Annotated in this window: 12 protein-coding genes; 1 reads left to right on the top strand and 11 read right to left on the bottom strand. The window is 40.6% G+C overall.

Translation table 11 applies throughout. The features are described 5' to 3' along the window. Positions 1-2 precede the first annotated feature (2 nt). The 8 genes from preA to BM179_RS12185 all read right to left on the bottom strand — a co-directional run bounded on the left by preA (position 3) and on the right by BM179_RS12185 (position 11133). Positions 3-1271 carry an NAD-dependent dihydropyrimidine dehydrogenase subunit PreA gene (gene preA, locus BM179_RS12220; protein WP_092017192.1) on the bottom strand — a complete coding sequence of 423 codons (1269 nt, stop codon included), beginning with the start codon at positions 1269-1271 and terminating at the stop codon, positions 3-5. Positions 1272-1555: 284 nt separating this feature from the next. Next, positions 1556-2902, bottom strand: a complete 1347-nt coding sequence (locus BM179_RS12215) for an NAD(P)-dependent oxidoreductase (RefSeq protein ID WP_092017190.1) — start codon at positions 2900-2902, stop codon at positions 1556-1558. A 12-nt stretch (positions 2903-2914) separates the two neighbouring features. Further along, positions 2915-4114 (bottom strand): tetratricopeptide repeat protein, encoded by a 1200-nt coding sequence (locus tag BM179_RS12210; protein ID WP_177219379.1) that lies wholly within the window; start codon positions 4112-4114, stop codon positions 2915-2917. A 239-nt stretch (positions 4115-4353) separates the two neighbouring features. Further along, complete coding sequence (locus BM179_RS12205; protein ID WP_092017186.1) at positions 4354-5220, bottom strand: nitrilase-related carbon-nitrogen hydrolase; 867 nt, start codon at positions 5218-5220, stop codon at positions 4354-4356. 50 nt (positions 5221-5270) lie between these two features. Further along, positions 5271-6653: a dihydropyrimidinase gene (gene hydA / locus BM179_RS12200; RefSeq protein ID WP_092017184.1), complete on the bottom strand. Its 1383-nt coding sequence runs from the start codon at positions 6651-6653 to the stop codon at positions 5271-5273. A 112-nt stretch (positions 6654-6765) separates the two neighbouring features. Beyond that, a complete protein-coding gene (locus BM179_RS12195; RefSeq protein WP_092017182.1) occupies positions 6766-8232 on the bottom strand; it encodes an NCS1 family nucleobase:cation symporter-1 in 1467 nt (488 codons plus the stop codon). 13 nt (positions 8233-8245) lie between these two features. Next, positions 8246-9604, bottom strand: a complete 1359-nt coding sequence (locus BM179_RS12190; RefSeq protein ID WP_092017180.1) for an aminotransferase class III-fold pyridoxal phosphate-dependent enzyme — start codon at positions 9602-9604, stop codon at positions 8246-8248. A 59-nt stretch (positions 9605-9663) separates the two neighbouring features. Continuing rightward, entirely contained in the window at positions 9664-11133 is a 1470-nt protein-coding gene (locus BM179_RS12185) for a CoA-acylating methylmalonate-semialdehyde dehydrogenase (protein WP_092017178.1), read from the bottom strand. 222 nt (positions 11134-11355) lie between these two features. Here BM179_RS12185 and BM179_RS12180 point away from each other — a divergent pair, with 222 nt between their 5' ends. Continuing rightward, a complete protein-coding gene (locus tag BM179_RS12180; RefSeq protein ID WP_092017174.1) occupies positions 11356-11823 on the top strand; it encodes an Lrp/AsnC family transcriptional regulator in 468 nt (155 codons plus the stop codon). A 160-nt stretch (positions 11824-11983) separates the two neighbouring features. Here BM179_RS12180 and BM179_RS12175 read toward each other — a convergent pair whose 3' ends face one another. From BM179_RS12175 to BM179_RS12165, 3 genes are all read right to left on the bottom strand, one after another. Continuing rightward, a complete protein-coding gene (locus BM179_RS12175; protein ID WP_092017168.1) occupies positions 11984-13300 on the bottom strand; it encodes a TolC family protein in 1317 nt (438 codons plus the stop codon). 8 nt (positions 13301-13308) lie between these two features. Beyond that, positions 13309-16431, bottom strand: a complete 3123-nt coding sequence (locus BM179_RS12170; RefSeq protein WP_092017166.1) for an efflux RND transporter permease subunit — start codon at positions 16429-16431, stop codon at positions 13309-13311. A 100-nt stretch (positions 16432-16531) separates the two neighbouring features. Continuing rightward, entirely contained in the window at positions 16532-17524 is a 993-nt protein-coding gene (locus BM179_RS12165; RefSeq protein WP_218159211.1) for an efflux RND transporter periplasmic adaptor subunit, read from the bottom strand. Positions 17525-17633: the final 109 nt, after the last annotated feature.

The raw sequence follows: 17633 nt of genomic DNA, 5'->3' as shown, positions 1-17633 counted from the left end.
AATTAATGACTGTTTAAGGGAAGGCCTTTGTTTACAAATTCTTTCCAGTTGATTTTTTCTTCAGCATGGCGTTTTTCAACCATTGTGATACAGTCTTCAACAGGACAAACCAATTTACAAAGATTACAGCCTACACACTCTTCTTCGATAATAGAATAATTGTTATAAGGAAATCCCTTACTAAGATTAATGGATTGATGCGAGGTGTCCTCACAAGCAATGTAACATAAACCGCAATGTACACATTTATCCGGATTGATGTTTGCGACAATGTGAAAATTGAGATCTAATTGTTCCCAATCGGTCATTTTTGGCACGGATTTACCAATGAAATCGGTAGTTCTGGCAAAGCCTTTTTCATCCATCCAGTTATTAAGACCGCTGCATAAATCTTCTATAATCCTGAAACCATATTTCATAACAGCAGTGCAGACTTGTACATTTGTTGCACCCAAAAGCATAAATTCCACGGCATCCTGCCAGGTGGAAACACCTCCGATGCCTGAAACAGGGACTTTATTGGTTATATTATCCTGACTGATTGTAGTCAGCATTTTTAATGCAATCGGTTTTACAGCCGGTCCGCAATAACCACCAAAAACAGATTGTCCTCCAACATTAGGATTGGGAATCAGCGTATCAAGATCAATCCCGGTTACAGATTGAATGGTATTTATCAGAGAGAGGGCATTTGTACCCCCTTCTACGGCTGCTTTTCCGGAAGGTACAACCGAATGGACATTGGGAGTAAGTTTGGTAATGACCGGAATCTCGGCGACTTCCATCACCCATTCTACAATCATCCTGGCAATTTCAGGATCTTGTCCGACGGCCGCTCCCATTCCTCTTTCCGTCATGCCGTGTGGACAACCGAAATTAAGTTCAATCCCATGCGCTCCGGTGTCCTGAACCTGTTTTACCATTTCATGCCATTTTTCTCTGGAATTATCAGCCATGAGAGAAACAACCATTGCCCGATCCGGAAATTCTTTTAAAACCTCTTTAATTTCCCGAAGGTTGATATCAAGCGGGCGATCAGAAATGAGTTCTATATTGTTAAAACCCATTACCCGCTGACCATTATAACCAACTGCAGAATAACGGGAAGAAACGTTTTTGACCTGAGAACCAAGGGTTTTCCAGACAACACCACCCCAGCCAGCTTCCAGTGCTCTGATTACATTGATTTTTTTATCAGTAGGAGGCGCTGAAGCCAGCCAATATGGATTGGGTGATTTTATACCTAAAAAGTCACTAGAAATATCTGCCATCTTTTTAAATTTTAGGCAATGCTGTTTTCTGATTTTTCAAAACAACAACATCATTATTAAATTCAGATTAAACAAATGATATTAACTACACGCCAGTAAATAACTCTATGTGCCCTATATGTCTATGTGGTTGCATAATCTATTCCTATGTGGTTACATAAAACGAGTCTATGTGTCCTATATGCCTATGCGGTTACATAAAATGGATCTATGTGCCCTATATGTCTATGTGGTTGCATAAAACGAGTCTATGTGTCCTATATGCCTATGTGGTTGCAATGAATCTATGCGTTTACACCAAGATAACGAAGAATAGCAGTGGCAGCATCTTTTCCATCCTGAACAGCATTTACGACCTCTTTCCCGCCATTTATACAATCACCCCCGGCAAAAACCGTGGAAAGATTTGTGGCTAAAGAATCGTCGGTAAGAATTTTACCATTTTTATGCAGAATATTGGAAGACTTAATTAATGATTCAAAGGGTGTTTGTCCTGCGGCCTTGATTACCATATCTACTTCCAGCTCAAAGGTTTCCCCAAGACTAACCGGACTTCTTCTTCCCGACTCATCAGGCTCTCCCAGTGTCATTTTATCACAGATTAAACCTGAAACTTTGCCATTTTGGCCTACGACTTGTTTGGGTGAAGCCAGGTATTCAAACTTACAGCCATCCAGTTTGGCAATGTTAAGTTCCTCCTGTGTACAGGGTTTTTCGTTTTCTGTTCTGCGGTAAACAATGGTAACCTCTTTAGCCCCAAGCCGTTTTGCCTGAGTAGCTGCGTCAATGGCTGTCATGCCAAGTCCGATAACGGCAACTTTGTCGCCGACTGCTACCTCGGCATAATCTTTTGTTCTGAGATTATAAATGAAAGAAATCGCATCTACCACGCCAACCAGATCTTCTCCTTCTATATCAAGTTGTCTGGCTACCCCAACTCCGATTCCAATGAAAACAGCATCAAAAGCTGATCGCAATTCAGTCAGGGAAATATCTTTACCAAGCGCCTGATTATATCTGATGTCAATGCCTCCGACAGAGGTAATAAAACTGACTTCATTCTCACAAAATTCTGGGGTAACTTTATAAGCGGCAATGCCATAAGTCATCAATCCGCCTCCTTTGGACTCTTTCTCAAACACTGTCACGTCGACGCCTTCAAGAGAAAGAGCATGTGCACATGCCAGACCAGCCGGCCCGGCGCCTACAACAGCTACTTTTTTGTTTACAGAGGTTTTTCGTTCAAATAAATGCCATTTGTGTTCGATTGCCGGTTCGGTGGCATATCGCTGGAGCCGGGCAATTGAAATAGGCTTTTCTTCCATCAGATTATACACACATGCCCCTTCGCATAATTTCTCAACCGGACAGACTTTTGAGCACCCGCCTCCGAAAATATTGGAAGAAAAGATAGTTTGCGCGGATCCTTTTAAATTCTGTGAAGCAATCTGTTTGATAAACCCGGGAATATTAATGCTGGTCGGACAGAGTTTTGTACAGGGGGCATCATAGCAAAACAAGCATCGGTTTGCTTCAATAACAGCTCCCTCTTTTGTCTCAAATCCGGGATGAATATCATCAAAGTTTGCCAGGTATTGTTCTGTATTTAATCGGTTGCCTGATATTGACATAAACGTGAGTGTTTATTTGCAATTGGTTTTATAAGACTTTTCCGCTTCAGCATTTTTGAAAAGTTTTCCTAAATAGAAATTTTCACAGGCCTCAGCTTTTTTGTTTTTCTTTAAATAAAGTAAACCTCTTTGGTGATAAGCGTGACCATTTTGATTACTAAGCTCAATGGCTTTGCTATAATCATCGATACCTTTATCATAGTTCTGAATTTTCTCAAAATAGCTGGCCCTTGTCTCATATAGACTTACAATCTGAGGATCAGTTTCAATGGATTTATCAAACATTTCAAATGCCTTCTTTGATTCTTTCTTTTCGTATAGGATTTTACCCTTTAAAGAGTAATAAATACCCCAGTCTGATGCGATCGTAATAGCAGAATCCAGGTATTTTTCCGATTGTGCATAATGCTTTTCATCATAGAGTAACTGAGCATAATTAAAGTAAGCCGGATTATAACTTTTATTTTTTTCAATTGCCTTCAAAAAATCGGCTTTGGCTTTTGAAAGATTTTCCTTATCCCAATAATAAAGCCCTCTTACGTTCAGATAAAGTCCATTGTCAGGAGCTAATTCAATAGCCCTATTCAAATAGGTTTCGACTTCAACGGTGTTTCCATCTTTTGACTGTTTATTTAATGCTAAATAGTAATGTTCTGCAGAAACTGTTTTGTCTCCCTCTTTGCGCAATTTCAGGGCTTTTTTCAGGTCTTTTTCAGCATCATCGTAAACATCATTCTCGTAATATAAAATACCTCTGTTGGAATAAAAGTTAGCATTTGTTGAGTCAAGAGAAATCGCTTTATTATAATCATTAAGTGCATCCTGGGCTCTGCCAAGCTTAAATTTTGTCAAAGCAATGTTGTTATAAGCTGCAGCATTCAAACTATCAGTTAAAATGGCAAACTGGTAATCGGCCAATGCTCCGTAATAATCACCTTGCTGGTATTTACAATGTCCTCGGTTGTTAAAAACATTAGTGTTTAAATCTATATTAGATGCAATGGCTAGATTATATTCTATTAAAGCTTCTTCATATTTATTACTGCTATATAATTCATCAGCTTTTTCCCGATGCTTTTTGGTTTGATTAAGTTTAAAAAATGCAGTATTAGTACTTTTGCAGTCTTTCAATAATGCTAAACCTACATCTTTTCCAAGCTGATTCATATCTTCCTGACCATCTCCTGCGGTAAGGATATCAAAGCCGAACATTTCGGAGTAGGATTCAGTATTTTGTGTTATTGTTTCGACGAAACAAGCCTCAATATTACTTTTTTCAGCTGTTTTTTTCTTTGAAAGGCAATCACAAATATCAGATGATAGTTTTTTAACAGCTTCCGGGTTAAACTTAGTTTGTGCGAACGTTGAAAATGAAAATAAAAGGAAGAACAGTACTATAAATTTCATCATGATTGAAAAAATATTAAGTGTTAAAAGTGTTAAAAAGATGTTTAAATTTCTGTCAGCTTTCCATAAGTTTCAGGTCGGCGGTCGCGGAAAAACTGCCAGGTACTTCTCACTTCATCGATCAGACTGAGATCAAATTCTGCAATTAATAATTCATCTTTATCTTCCGAAGCAGAGGCTATGATTTGTCCACGGGGATCTACGAAATAAGATGAACCATAAAATTTACCGAGATTCCAGGGTTTTTCAATGCCTACCCGGTTAATACAACCCATGAAATATCCGTTTGCCGCAGCATGAGCAGGCTGTTCCAGTTTCCATAGGTATTTTGATAAGCCTTCCACTGTTGCTGAAGGATTGTAAACAATCTCTGCTCCGTTCAGTCCCAAAACCCTTGCTCCATCCGGGAAATGACGGTCGTAGCAAATATAAACCCCGACTTTAGCATATTTTGTCTGGAAAACCGGATAACCCAGATTCCCTGGTTTAAAGAAAAATTTCTCCCAGAAACCATTGGTTTGAGGGATATGGTTTTTGCGGTATTTCCCCAGATATGTACCGTCGGCATCAATTACCGCAGCAGTATTATACAATACCCCCTGCATTTCTTTTTCATAAACCGGAACAATAATTACCATGTTATATTTTCTGGCATATTCCTGCATCATTTCAGTAGTCGGTCCGGGAACGGTTTCCGCAGATTCATACCACTTTGCATCCTGGCCGGGGCAGAAATAAGGTGTTGTGAAGATTTCCTGAAAACATAAAATCTGAACTCCCTGACGTCCTGCTTCTTCAATGTAAGGAATATGTTTTTTTATCATGGAATCTTTAATTTCCTGAATACTTCCTTCCCCTTCAGTCATAGAGAGGCTGACTTGTATAAGTCCTGATTTGATGATTCTTGACATATTTTATTGCTTTTATTTGGTTTGAAGAAAGTTGAATATGAGTGTATCTTTTATATTTTGCCGGAAACTTTGTTCCTTTTGATGAATTTACCATTCCCTTTTTCGACCAGACAGAGATTGTCGTCAATAACTACTTTTCCTCTGAGCAGGACTTTTTCACATTTTCCGGTTAATTCCCAGCCTTCATAAGCTGAATAATCGCAATTCATGTGATGCGTTTTTGCGGAAATACTGTGTTTTTTTAAAGGGTCAAAAATGACGATATCTGCATCTGATCCCGGCGAGAGCGTTCCTTTCTGAGGGAACATGCCAAATATTTTAGCGGCATTGCCGGAAGTCAGTTCCACGAATTTATTCAGGGAAATTTTCCCTTTGGCCACACCCTCAGAATAAAGCAATTCTATCCGGTGTTCTATGGCAGGGTGTCCGTTCGGAATTTTTGAAAAATCCTCCGAGCCCATTTCCTTTTGTTTCCAGAAAAAAGGACAATGATCTGTCGCAACAACCTGTACCAGTCCCTGATTTAGTCCGGCCCAGAGTGTTTGCTGATCTTTTTTCTCTCTCAATGGTGGACTCATGACCCATTTTGCAGATTCAAACCCTTTGTCATACAAAGAGGCATCAAGTGTTAGATATTGAATACAGGTTTCTACAAACACATTCTGATTTCTTCTGGTCGCATTTCGTACCGCATTCAAGGCTCCTTCGCAGGTCATGTGAACAATATAAGCAGGGCATCCGGTATAGTTGGCAATGTCAGCAAAACGTCCGGAAGCTTCAGCTTCGGTAACTTCCGGTTGCGACAAGTAATGATAAAGCGGAGATAATTTGCCTTCTTCTTTGAACTTTGCTACCAGAAAATCAATCATTTCTCCATTGGTTGCATGAGCCGTTACCATACCGCCCTGTTTTTTCACCTCAGTCATCAGTCCGGTCAGCTGACGGTCATCTATCATCAAAGCACCTTTATAAGCCATAAACATTTTGAAAGAAGTGATTCCTTCCTGATTAACCAGAGCTTCTATCTCTTTCCGGGTATCCTCATTGAAATCAGTTACCGCCATGTGAAAAGAATAATCACCTACTGCATTTCCGGTAGCTCTTCCACTCCATTCATTAAAGGCTTCATACAGAGAATGCCCTTGTTTTTGTAAAATAAAATCTATTACAGAGGTTGTTCCGCCAAAAAGAGCCGCCCGGGTTCCTGTTTCATAGGTATCACTGGAAAAAGTGCCCATAAAAGGCATTTCCAGGTGCACATGCGGGTCTATTCCACCCGGAAAGACCAGCTTCCCGGAAGCATCAATTTCCTGATCAGCTTTTACAGAAAGATTTTTTCCCAGGGCTGAAATTTTCTCTCCTTCAATAAAAAGATCTCCCTCGAAGTCGAGCGTAGAAGTGATAATGCGACCGTTTTTAATGAGTATTGACATATGCTGTAAAAGATTTTTTAATACAGAATTAAGAAAGCGGAGAAGTCTCAAACTGGAAGTTAATATTCCTGGTTGAAAACTACTCTCAAACGAACTTAGAACAGAAATAATGTTACCTTTTGCCGGAAATATAATAGCACAAACCTGAAAGGATAAATCCTACAAACCAGGCATAATGATACAAGCCTGTAAGCCAGGGCCAGAATGCAGAGGCATTTACTGCATTTATGGTAATCAGAAAACCCGGAATATTTGGTAAAATCCCGACAATGAGAGAGAATACCGCAATCCGGTTAAGTCCTGAGCTATACCAGTACATTCCCTTTTCCTTAAAGAGGTCAGGTACTTTTAGGGTTTGTTTTTTAATGAAATAATAATCGGCAATCATAATTCCGCCAATGGGCCCCAGCAAGCTGGAATAAGCAATCAGCCAGGTAAAAATGTATCCACTTGGGTCAGCAATGAGTTTCCAGGGAAACATCAGGATTCCGATTACCCCGGTAATAAATCCTCCTGTTCGGAAATTGATCTTATTCGGGGATAAATTGGCAAAATCATAAGCCGGACTGACAATATTCGCGGCAATATTTGTGGCCAGGGTAGAAATAGCAACAGCGAGCATGGAAAAGCTGATAATCAACTTGTTGTCAAATTTACTGATTAATACTACCGGATCCCAGATTGTTGTTCCGAAAATAATAGTGGTAGAAGATGTAACGACCACACCAATAAATGAAAAGACAGTCATTGAAGTGGGTAAGCCCACAACCTGCCCGACAACCTGTGCTTTCTGACTTTTAGCAAAGCGGGTAAAATCGGGAATGTTCAAAGAAATGGTTGCCCAGAAACCAACCATTCCGGTAAGTGCCGGAAAAAAATAATTCCAGAAATCTGCATTATGCTGAAATTTTGAAGGACGATCCAGAATCGGCCCTAATCCATCTGTAGAAGCAATAGCCCAGATTAACAGGGCAAGTGCAGCAAACGGAAGAAAGAATGCTTTAAAAATCAACAGCTTCCGGATGCTTTCTACGCCGAGATATACCACATACATATTGATTGCCCAGAAGAAAAGAAAGCAAATGGCCGGTCCGGTTTTTAGTCCCCATGAAACAGGAAAGATGTCCGGCAAAGTCCCGAAAGCGGGAAACCAGATAACCATTGTCTGGTAAATGGCATAACCTCCGATCCAGGTTTGGATTCCAAACCAGCCGCATGCTACAATTGCACGAAGAATTGCCGGAATATTCGCTCCTTTCAGCCCGAAACTTGCTCTGGCAAATACCGGGAAGGGGATACCATATTTTGCTCCGGCATGTCCATTGAGAATCATGGGGATTAAAACGATGGAATTTCCCAGTAAAATGGTCAGAATAGCCTGCCACCAATTCATTCCGCCTTCGATGAGAGAACTCGCAAGCATATACGTTGGAATACACATGCTCATGCTTATCCAGAGTGAAATATAATTCCAGGTATCCCATTTTCTTTTGGAGAGAGGTACCGGAGCCATATCTTCACTGTAATAAACAGAATTTTCCAGCTCTTGCGTAATTTCTACTTCATGATGTGCTGACATATCGGGGCATTTGTTAGTTTACATATTGATCTGCGATGGCGATAGCCTGAGAAATAATATCCAGACCCTCATCAATTTCATCTGTTGTAACACAAAGCGGCGGGGCAACAAAAATATAATTCCATCGTACAAAGGTGTACATGCCTAATTCCTTGATTTTGGCTGCTACCTGATTCATGACTGCCATTTCTGCCGGTCTGGCATTAAAAGGAGCCATTGGTTCTTTTGTTTCCCTGTTTTTTACTAACTCTATACATCCCAGTAAACCTGTATTCCTGAATTCTCCGATAGAAGGATGCTTTTTCTGCATTTCTGATACCTTAAGTTCAACATATTTTCCCATTTTTACTGCATTTTCAATCAAATTTTCGTCTTCGTAAATCTGAAGAACTTCCAATGCGGCAGCACAGGCAACCGGATGAGCAGAATAGGTGAGTCCGAGGGGTAAAACAACATCGTCATATTTCGCAGCAATTTCTTCGGTCACCATCAGACAACCAAAAGGAATATATCCGGAAGTAAGCCCTTTTGCCATACCAATCATATCCGGAACAATGTCATGATGCTGAAAGCCAAACCATTTTCCGGTACGGCCAAAACCGCTCATCACTTCATCAATAATCAGAAGAATCCCATGTTTATCACATATTTCCCGGACTTTTTTCAGATACCCGACAGGATATTTAAGGCAGCCTGATGAACCGGATTCTCCTTCCAGTAAGATTCCTGCGATATTTTCCGGCCCTTCAAATGCAATAACTCTTTCTAAATGCAAAACCGCTTCTTTTAATAAAGCTTCTTCCCCATACGGCCAGCGATAAGCAGTCGGAATATCAAAATGTACAAAATTCGGGGCTTGCTGTGAGTCGGCAGATAACTTACGGGGATCTCCGCCTGCCGACATGACTCCGTAAGTAGAACCATGATACGATTGGTATCTACCCAGAATTTTATGACGGCCTGTATGCAATCTGGCAACTTTTATGGCATTTTCTATAGTGGTTGACCCGCAAAGGGTAAAGAATGCTTTATTTAATTTTCCCGGACAGATTTCAGCCAGTTTCTTACCAAGATCTCCCCTGACTTTGGTCATACAGCTTGGTGTGATATAGCTGACTTTCTGCATTTGCCGCATAACTGCCTCCGTAACGCGCTGATTTCCATGGCCAATGTTAACATTCATAAGGCCTGATGAAAAATCTATATGTCTTTTCCCGTCGTAGTCATAAAGATATACCCCTTTTGCATAATCAATATTCAGGGGATTGATGCCTTTTTGTTTGAGCCAGGAAAAAAGGACATACTCCATATTGTTATGAATCATTTCATCTTTTTCTTCTCTGGTATAATGTTCAACCTCAATTGTTTCCATGTTGTTGTTGGTTTTGAATGTTGAGTAAATCCAATGTTTTCACTGAGCAGTTTCCGGAATTAGCTCATCCAGTTCACACCAGCCTCCGGATTCCATTTTACGGTAGTTTTCTTAAGTTTTGTCCAGAATTCAATCGAACTCTTCCCGGTTATATCACCAACACCGAATCTTGACTCGTTCCATCCACCGAAAGAAAAAGGCTCTCTGGGTACTGGCACGCCGATATTTACACCAATCATTCCAGCATTCGCATGCTCTGCAACATATCTGGCTGCCCCGCCGCTTTGTGTGAAAACAGATGCTGCATTACCATAAGGATTATCATTTTCAATTTTTAAGGCATCTTCCAGGCTTTTTGACCTGATAATTGCCAGAACCGGACCGAATATTTCCTCTCTTGTTACTGCCATATCGGGTGTAGCATAGTCAATAATGGTTGGTCCGACGTAATATCCTTCTTCTTTTCCTTTCACAACAGGACTTCTGCCATCAACCAATATGCTGGCACCCTGACTTTCAGCCTCTGTGATGTATCTTTCAATACGCTCTTTCGCCTGTTTGGAAATAACAGCACCAATGTGTTGCCCGACAACAGCCTTTTGCGCTTCTTCGCACAATTGTTTGATAATATGATCCGTTTCGCCAACTGCTACCATAGCGGAAGCAGCCATACAACGCTGTCCGGCACAACCAGACATCGAGGCGAATACATTGGAAGCTGTCATTCCGGGATTTGCATCCGGAAGAACAAGTAAATGATTTTTCGCTCCGCCTAATGCCAGACAACGTTTCAAATGTGAAGTACTCCTCTGGTAAACCAGTTTGGCCACTTTTGTAGAGCCCACAAAGGAAACGGCATCGATTCCGGGATGATCGCAGATGGCTTCCACAATTTCGCGGTCTCCGTTAACAATATTAAAAACGCCTTTGGGTAAACCCGCTTCTTTCAAAAGTTCTGCAATTTTTGTAACACTCAGCGGTACTACCTCCGAAGGCTTGATAATCATCGTGTTTCCAAGTGCCAGGGCATTAGGAATGGTCCAGTTTGGCACCATACTTGGAAAATTAAAAGGGACAATAGAGGCCACAACTCCCACAGGCACCCGCTCAGTACGGCATTCAACACCTCTGCTTACTTCCATTACTTCACCCTGAACCAGTTGTGGCAGAGAACAGGCAAATTCTGTCAGTTCAATGCTTTTCTCAATTTCTGCTCTTGCTTCATCAATGGTTTTTCCGTTTTCTTCATGAACCAGAGCCGATAACTCAGCGATATTAGCTTCCAATAAGGTTTTATATTTGAAGAAAATCTGAACTCTTTCCTTAATTGGTACCTTTGACCAGGTTTTCAGGGCGTTTTTAGCACTGATAACGGCGGCATCCAAATCCTCATAAGAAGACAAGGCCACCTGGGAGATTATCTTGCCGTCCAGCGGAGAGTAAACGTCCAGCCATCGATTTGTGTCAGAGTTGACCCATGCACCATCGATATAGTTTTTTACATTGGAATATTTGAGTTCTGAACTCATGAGTAAACATTGTTTAAGAGATGTGAGATAAAAGTTTTTGGAAAAAACGCTTGTTTCGATTCAAAATAACAAATGCTCCCTGCTCTGAGGGTTTCTACTCATAAAAAATGTGGTTTTGTAAAAATAATTTTAAAATTCATCTATTTTTGCAAAATTTAATTCAAATTAGTTTTTAAATATAAAATTTGCAAATATAGATCTTAAAAAAGTAAAATTTGTTTTATGGATGCTGTGAATCTAGACGAGCTTGACTTTTCAATTCTGAAAGAACTTCAGAAGGATGGGAGAGCTTCTTTTACCGAAGTGGCGGAGAAACTGAATGTTTCTATCAGTAATGTCAGAACGAGGGTTACCAAATTACTTGATGATAAAACCATTCAGATTGTAGGCAGGGTAAATCCGCAGAAAGTCGGTTTTAATGCTTATGCAAATATTTCAGTTTCTGTCCGGCCGGCACATATGATTCCCGGAATTGCCCAGCAATTAATGGAAATGCGGGAAGTAAGTTTTCTGGCGATTACCTCCGGAGATTTTGATATCGAGGTTGATGTGATGTGCAAGGATAATGAGCAGCTGCACCAGTTTGTCAATCAGCAGATTGCTAAAATAGAAGGAGTGTACCAGACTAAGACTACCATGTACATGAAAGTGTATAAATACGCCCAGCCTGATCTGGATTTAATTAAATAAAAGCCTTTTCTGAAAGATCTGTAAAATGAAAGTTCACACGACTAATTACCGGTAATTTTCTCATGACAAAAATCTGAAAGTCGTAAAAGCCATGCGTTCCAAAAAGACGGGATTTTAGTGTTACATAAAGAAGGCTCCTTCACAAGGAGCCTTCTTTATGTTAATTGTTGCTTAGTCTGTAAGCCAGCTGCTTGAGTGTAATCTCAGCAGATTTAGCTGTATAATTGAGATTTATTAATCGGTAACCTGAATTTTCATAAGTCTGCTGTGCCAGTTTTACGTCCACAACCGTAGCTTGTCCAAGTTCAAAACGCTGTGTCATTAATTGAAGAAGTTTTCCGGAAAGATCATAATTCTTTTGCTCTGCTTCTACCAATTGAAGGGTATTTGTATAGGCCTGCCAGGCTTTCGCAGCATTGGCCAGGTAATTCTGGGTAATAATTTCTTTTTGTAAACGAGCAGTTTGTGTATTTACTCCTGCAATCTGCACCTGACGTAATACTGTAGTTCCGGCATAAATCGGTACAGAAAGGTTTATTCCGACGGTTGGCCCGTAAGTTTGGTTCAATAAAGTAAAACCCGCAGCACTCTGGCTTCTTCCGTAGTTAAAACCTGCGATAGCGCTAAGAGATGGATATCTTCTGGCATTTGCTTCTTTTTCCAGAAGTTTATTCACATTGATTTGCTGATCTGCCGCAAGAACGTCCGGGTTTTTGTAAAGGCTGCCCTTAATATCCTCCCAAAGAACAGCTTTATCAACCAGAATCGTATCCGAAACTTCCACCGCTGAATCAGGATTAATGGTCAACGTCCTTAAAAGATCAGTTTTTGCCTGTGCAATAATAATCTTTTGGGTTTGAAGTGCCTGAATCTGTGCATTCAGGTCGAGCTGAGCCTGAAAAAGATCAGCATCATTAGACATACCAACACTTCGTCTGGTTTCAATTACCTGTAATTTTTCCTTAGAAACATCAATGGAACGGTTCAGGGTAGTAAGAACACTCTGCTGCTGCACCACGGCGTAATATTTCAGCATTACATTCGCAATAACTGTTTGTACAGAAGAATTAAGCTGTTGTTCATTTAGTTTCTGTAATTCCTCTAACCTTTTCTTGGTAGTTACAACCCGGTAGCCATTATACAGCAGATATGTTCCGGTGACACTCATATTCAGGTTATTGGCGGCAACTCCGGTTTTATCGGTTGAGGTACCATTACTCAATTCCTGATTAAGTGTGGTAATTTGTTCTGTATTTGATCCGGAACCTACTACCGTTGGTAATCCTCCTGCCACACCAATGTGATTATTGATTGCACTTACAGAAAGATTGTTTTTGGAAATCTGTATATCCAAACTGTTTTTTAAGGCAGTTTCAATCGCTTCATTGAGTGTCAGACGTTGCTGTCCGAATGATAAAGACGGAACCAGCGTCAATAGGTAAAATGCGTACTTTCGGTATGCTAAAAGAGTTCTCATATATAATTTCAATTTCTCAAGGCAGAGCTGTCAAACTCTTGTTGCTGTTCTTCTTCTTCTTCAACCTCAAGCGATTCCGCTTTGTGGTGATGACTGGAAATAAATGTATAAACTGCAGGAATAACCAAAAGTGTCAGAATCAGGGAGAACATAATTCCACCTACAACCACAATACCAAGCGGAATACGGCTGGTAGATGCAGCTCCAAGACTTAATGCAATCGGCAATGCTCCCAGAGCCGTGGCAAGGCTGGTCATCAGAATAGGACGAAGACGCTGGGTTGCAGCTTCAACCACTGCCTGCATTTTAGGCATTCCTTCCTCTCGTTTCTGGTTTGCAAATTCTACAATTAAAATACCGTTTTTGGTCACCAGACCAATCAGCATAATCATACCAATCTGTGAGAAAATATTAAGTGTCTGTCCGAAAAGCCATAAACTGCCCAAAGCTCCTGCCAATGCCAATGGCACAGTAACCATGATGATAAACGGATCTTTAAAGCTTTCAAACTGAGCCGCCAGCAACAGATAAATCAAAGCAAGTGCCAGTCCAAATGCAAAAGAAGTATTTGAGGAGCTTTCTGCATAATCTCTTGAAGGACCGTTTAATGAAGTCTGGAAAGAATTATCCAGTACTTTCGAAGCAATTGCCTGCATCGCTTTTACCCCATCACCAATGGTTTTGCCTTCAGCAAGTGAGGCAGAAATCGTTGCTGATTTTAAGCGGTTGAAGTGATAAAGGGTTGAAGGGTTACTGCTTTCTTCAATTTTTACCACAGCACTTAAAGGAATTCTCTCCCCGCGTGAATTGGTGACAAAGAGGTTTTCTATGTCATTGGGTTCACTTCTGTCTTTCCGTTCAACCTGTGCAATTACCTGATACTGGCGTCCATTCATGGTGAAATAAGCTAATCTTCTACCACTGAATGCACCCTGAACCGCACTTACTACGTCTTGCGTACTTAACCCTAAATCCTTGATTTTGATCCTGTCGAAAGTCATCAGGATTTCAGGTTTATTGAATTTCAGGTTTACATCGACGTTTTGGAAAGTTTTCTCATTTCTGGCTGCTTCCAGGAATTTAGGAACAGCATCTTTGATTTTTGCCAGGTCAATATTCTGGATAACAAACTGAACCGGTAAACTACCTCTGGAACCCAAACCTACTGAAATGGTTTGTTCCTGAATACCGAAAATCCGGGCATTGTTGAATTTGCTTACTTTTTTGTTCAGCATTTTTGCAATATCATCCTGACTTCTGGTACGCTTATCAGGATCTACCAGACCGATGCGTGCAATAGAAGTATTCGCTCCTCCATTACCTCCAAAACCAGGTACGGCATTAAAAACGAACTCTCTTTCTGGGATAGAATCATTCAGAAAGTTGGTTAATCTATCCGAAACATCCTGCATATATGTATAACTGGAGCCTTCAGGGGCGGTCATAGAGAAACGCACACTGCTTTTATCTTCCATCGGAGCAATTTCACTCTGGAGGTTTTTTCCTGAGAAATAAATCAGACCACCACAGATTGCCACAACAACCCAGGCCATCCAGCGAACTTTCATAAAGCTTTTCAGGAAACCTTTATAACCACTTTCCATTCCTGTAAAGAATGGTTCTGTTTTATTATAAAGCCAGCCATGTCCCGCATCTTTTCTGTTAAGATAAACATTCAGAACGGGGGTAATCGTCAGTGATACAAAGGCAGATATCAATACAGCTCCGGCGACTACGATACCAAATTCCCTAAACAAACTGCCCACAAAGCCCTGCAAGAAAATAACCGGAAGAAACACAACGGCCAAAGTGAGTGAGGTAGAAATAACGGCAAAGAAAATCTCCTTACTTCCTTCCAATGCAGCTTTCCGGATCGGGAAGCCCTGTTCGAGTTTCCGGAAAATATTTTCGGTGACAACAATCCCGTCATCCACTACGAGACCTGTTGCCAGAACTATGGCTAAAAGTGTAAGTACGTTGATCGTAAAACCAGCAAGATACATCACGAAGAATGTCGCAATCAGGGAAATAGGAATATCAATTAACGGACGAATAGCAATGAGCCAGTTTCTAAAGAAGAAGAAGATAACCAATACCACCAATCCGAATGAAATGATAAGCGTTTCTTCAACTTCCTCCAGTGAACGGCGAACGTTTTTCGTATTGTCAATCAATAATTTAAATTGAATGTCAGATTTATTTTCCTTTTCAATTTCCTGTAATCTTTTGTTGAACTCATCTGCAATTTTAATGTAATTCGCTCCAGGCTGTGGTACTACCGCCAGACCCACTGCATACACGCCATTGTATTTCCAGCTTTGTTCCAGGTTTTCCGGGCCAAGTTCTATAGAGGCGATATCACCCAGACGAATAATTCCCTGATCGGTTTCCTGAATAATCAGATCACGAAACTGCTGTTCCGTAGTTAATCTTCCCAGGGCACGGATGGTCATTTCGGTGTTATTTCCGTAAATTTTTCCGGCAGGGATTTCTACGTTTTCTTTAGCTAAAGCTGTTTGAATATCTGTAAATGATAAACCGAAAGCGTTCATTTTATCCGGTTTCAACCAGATACGCATGGCATAACGTTTTTGACCAAGAATGTTTACACCACTTACGTCATTGATGGTTTGGAAACGCTGCTGTAAAACATTTTCTGCATAATCACTTAATTCCAGTAAACCTTTTGTCCGGCTTTGAATAGCCAGCAGGAGGATAAAATCACTGTTGGCATCTGCTTTGGAAACAACCGGAGGAGCATCAATATCCTGCGGAAGGTTTCTGACAGCCTGGCCGACTTTGTCCCGTACGTCACTGGCAGCTGCTTCCAGCTGAACATCAAGGTTAAATTCAACGGTAATAAAACTGCTTCCCAAAGAACTTGAAGAAGTAATGGAACGAATCCCTGGAATACCATTGATTTGTTTCTCAAGGGGTTCTGTAATCTGATTTTCTATAATATCGGCATTCGCACCAGTATAAGATGTATTAACCGTAACAATCGGAGGGTCAATAGCCGGGTAATCCCGAACGGCGAGAAACGTAAATCCCACGACACCGAACAGAATAATCAGGATATTCATGACGGTTGCCAGTACGGGTCTTTTTAATGATAATTCTGAAATATTCATGGAAAAGATCTTCTGTTTATTGACAAAGTTTCGGGACTAAAACCTGGGAATTTTATCGGATTCCGAGTGAAATGATGTCTTTGTCCCGGGCCTACAAATCTTATTTTACACTTCTGATTTTAACAGGCTTGTCTGGTCTGGCGAAAAGGACTCCTTCTACAACTACTGTATCTCCTTCAGTCAGACCGCTGGTTATTTCAACAACTCCTGCTTTTCTTACACCGGTTTCTACGTTTGTATATTGTGATTTTCCACCATGAATTACCACCAGTTTCTTATTTTTATCATCCGGAATAATGGCATTGGTCGGAACCATGATGCTGTTTTTATCTGATCCGGTATTGATATAAACTTTCACAAAAGTACCCGGATTTACATCACATGCAGGTAAAAGAGCTCTTACTTTCAGGTTTCTGGTGGTAAGGTTTATCTGAGGCTCCTTTGCCACTACAACTGCCTGACAACGGGAATGTTTGATGACATCTGTCTCAATCTCTACGGATGAGCCTTTTCTGATTGAATTTGAATATTCTTCAGGAAGTGTAAAATCAACCTTTAATTTATTGACCTGTTGAATCGTAGCTATAATATTGGCTGATGTAACGTAGGCTCCCGGGCTTACCTGACGCAGACCTAGCACGCCTGAGAAAGGTGCTTTAATAACTGTTTTATCAATAAGAACCTGCGTGTAAGCAAGATCAGCTTTTAAGGAATTTACCTGATTGAGAGCTGTATCATAATCACTCTGGTTTACACCGTTTATAGAGATTAATTTGGCAAGACGCTGTTCTGTTTTTACGGCTAAATCAAGAAGCACTTTCGTTTTGGCATACTGAGCCTGTAAATCGGCATCATTTACACGTGCTAAAACCGTTCCTTCTTTAACGATCGTTCCTTCCTGAATATTTAAATATATGATTCTTCCGCTGACTTCCGGATGCAGTTCAACAAATTCACTGGCAATGATAGAACCGTTTGTTTCAACAATATTATTTACATTTTGGGCTTTCGCCACAAGCACATCCACTATGATAGGTTGATCATCTTTTTTATCTGACGGTGTCTGTGGTTTTTTACTGTGGCAGCTAGCCATAAGAAAACACATTGAAGCCCCAATTTTTAGCATTGGGAGAACTCTTACTTTCCTCATTGTTGGTTTATTTTTTCGGATGCTAATGAAAAATCTTGCGAATTTAATCTTT

It is taken from the genome of Pseudarcicella hirudinis (assembly GCF_900115665.1).
In the GTDB taxonomy this organism is placed as follows: domain Bacteria; phylum Bacteroidota; class Bacteroidia; order Cytophagales; family Spirosomataceae; genus Pseudarcicella; species Pseudarcicella hirudinis.
This window is presented reverse-complemented; position numbering and strand designations above follow the sequence as displayed.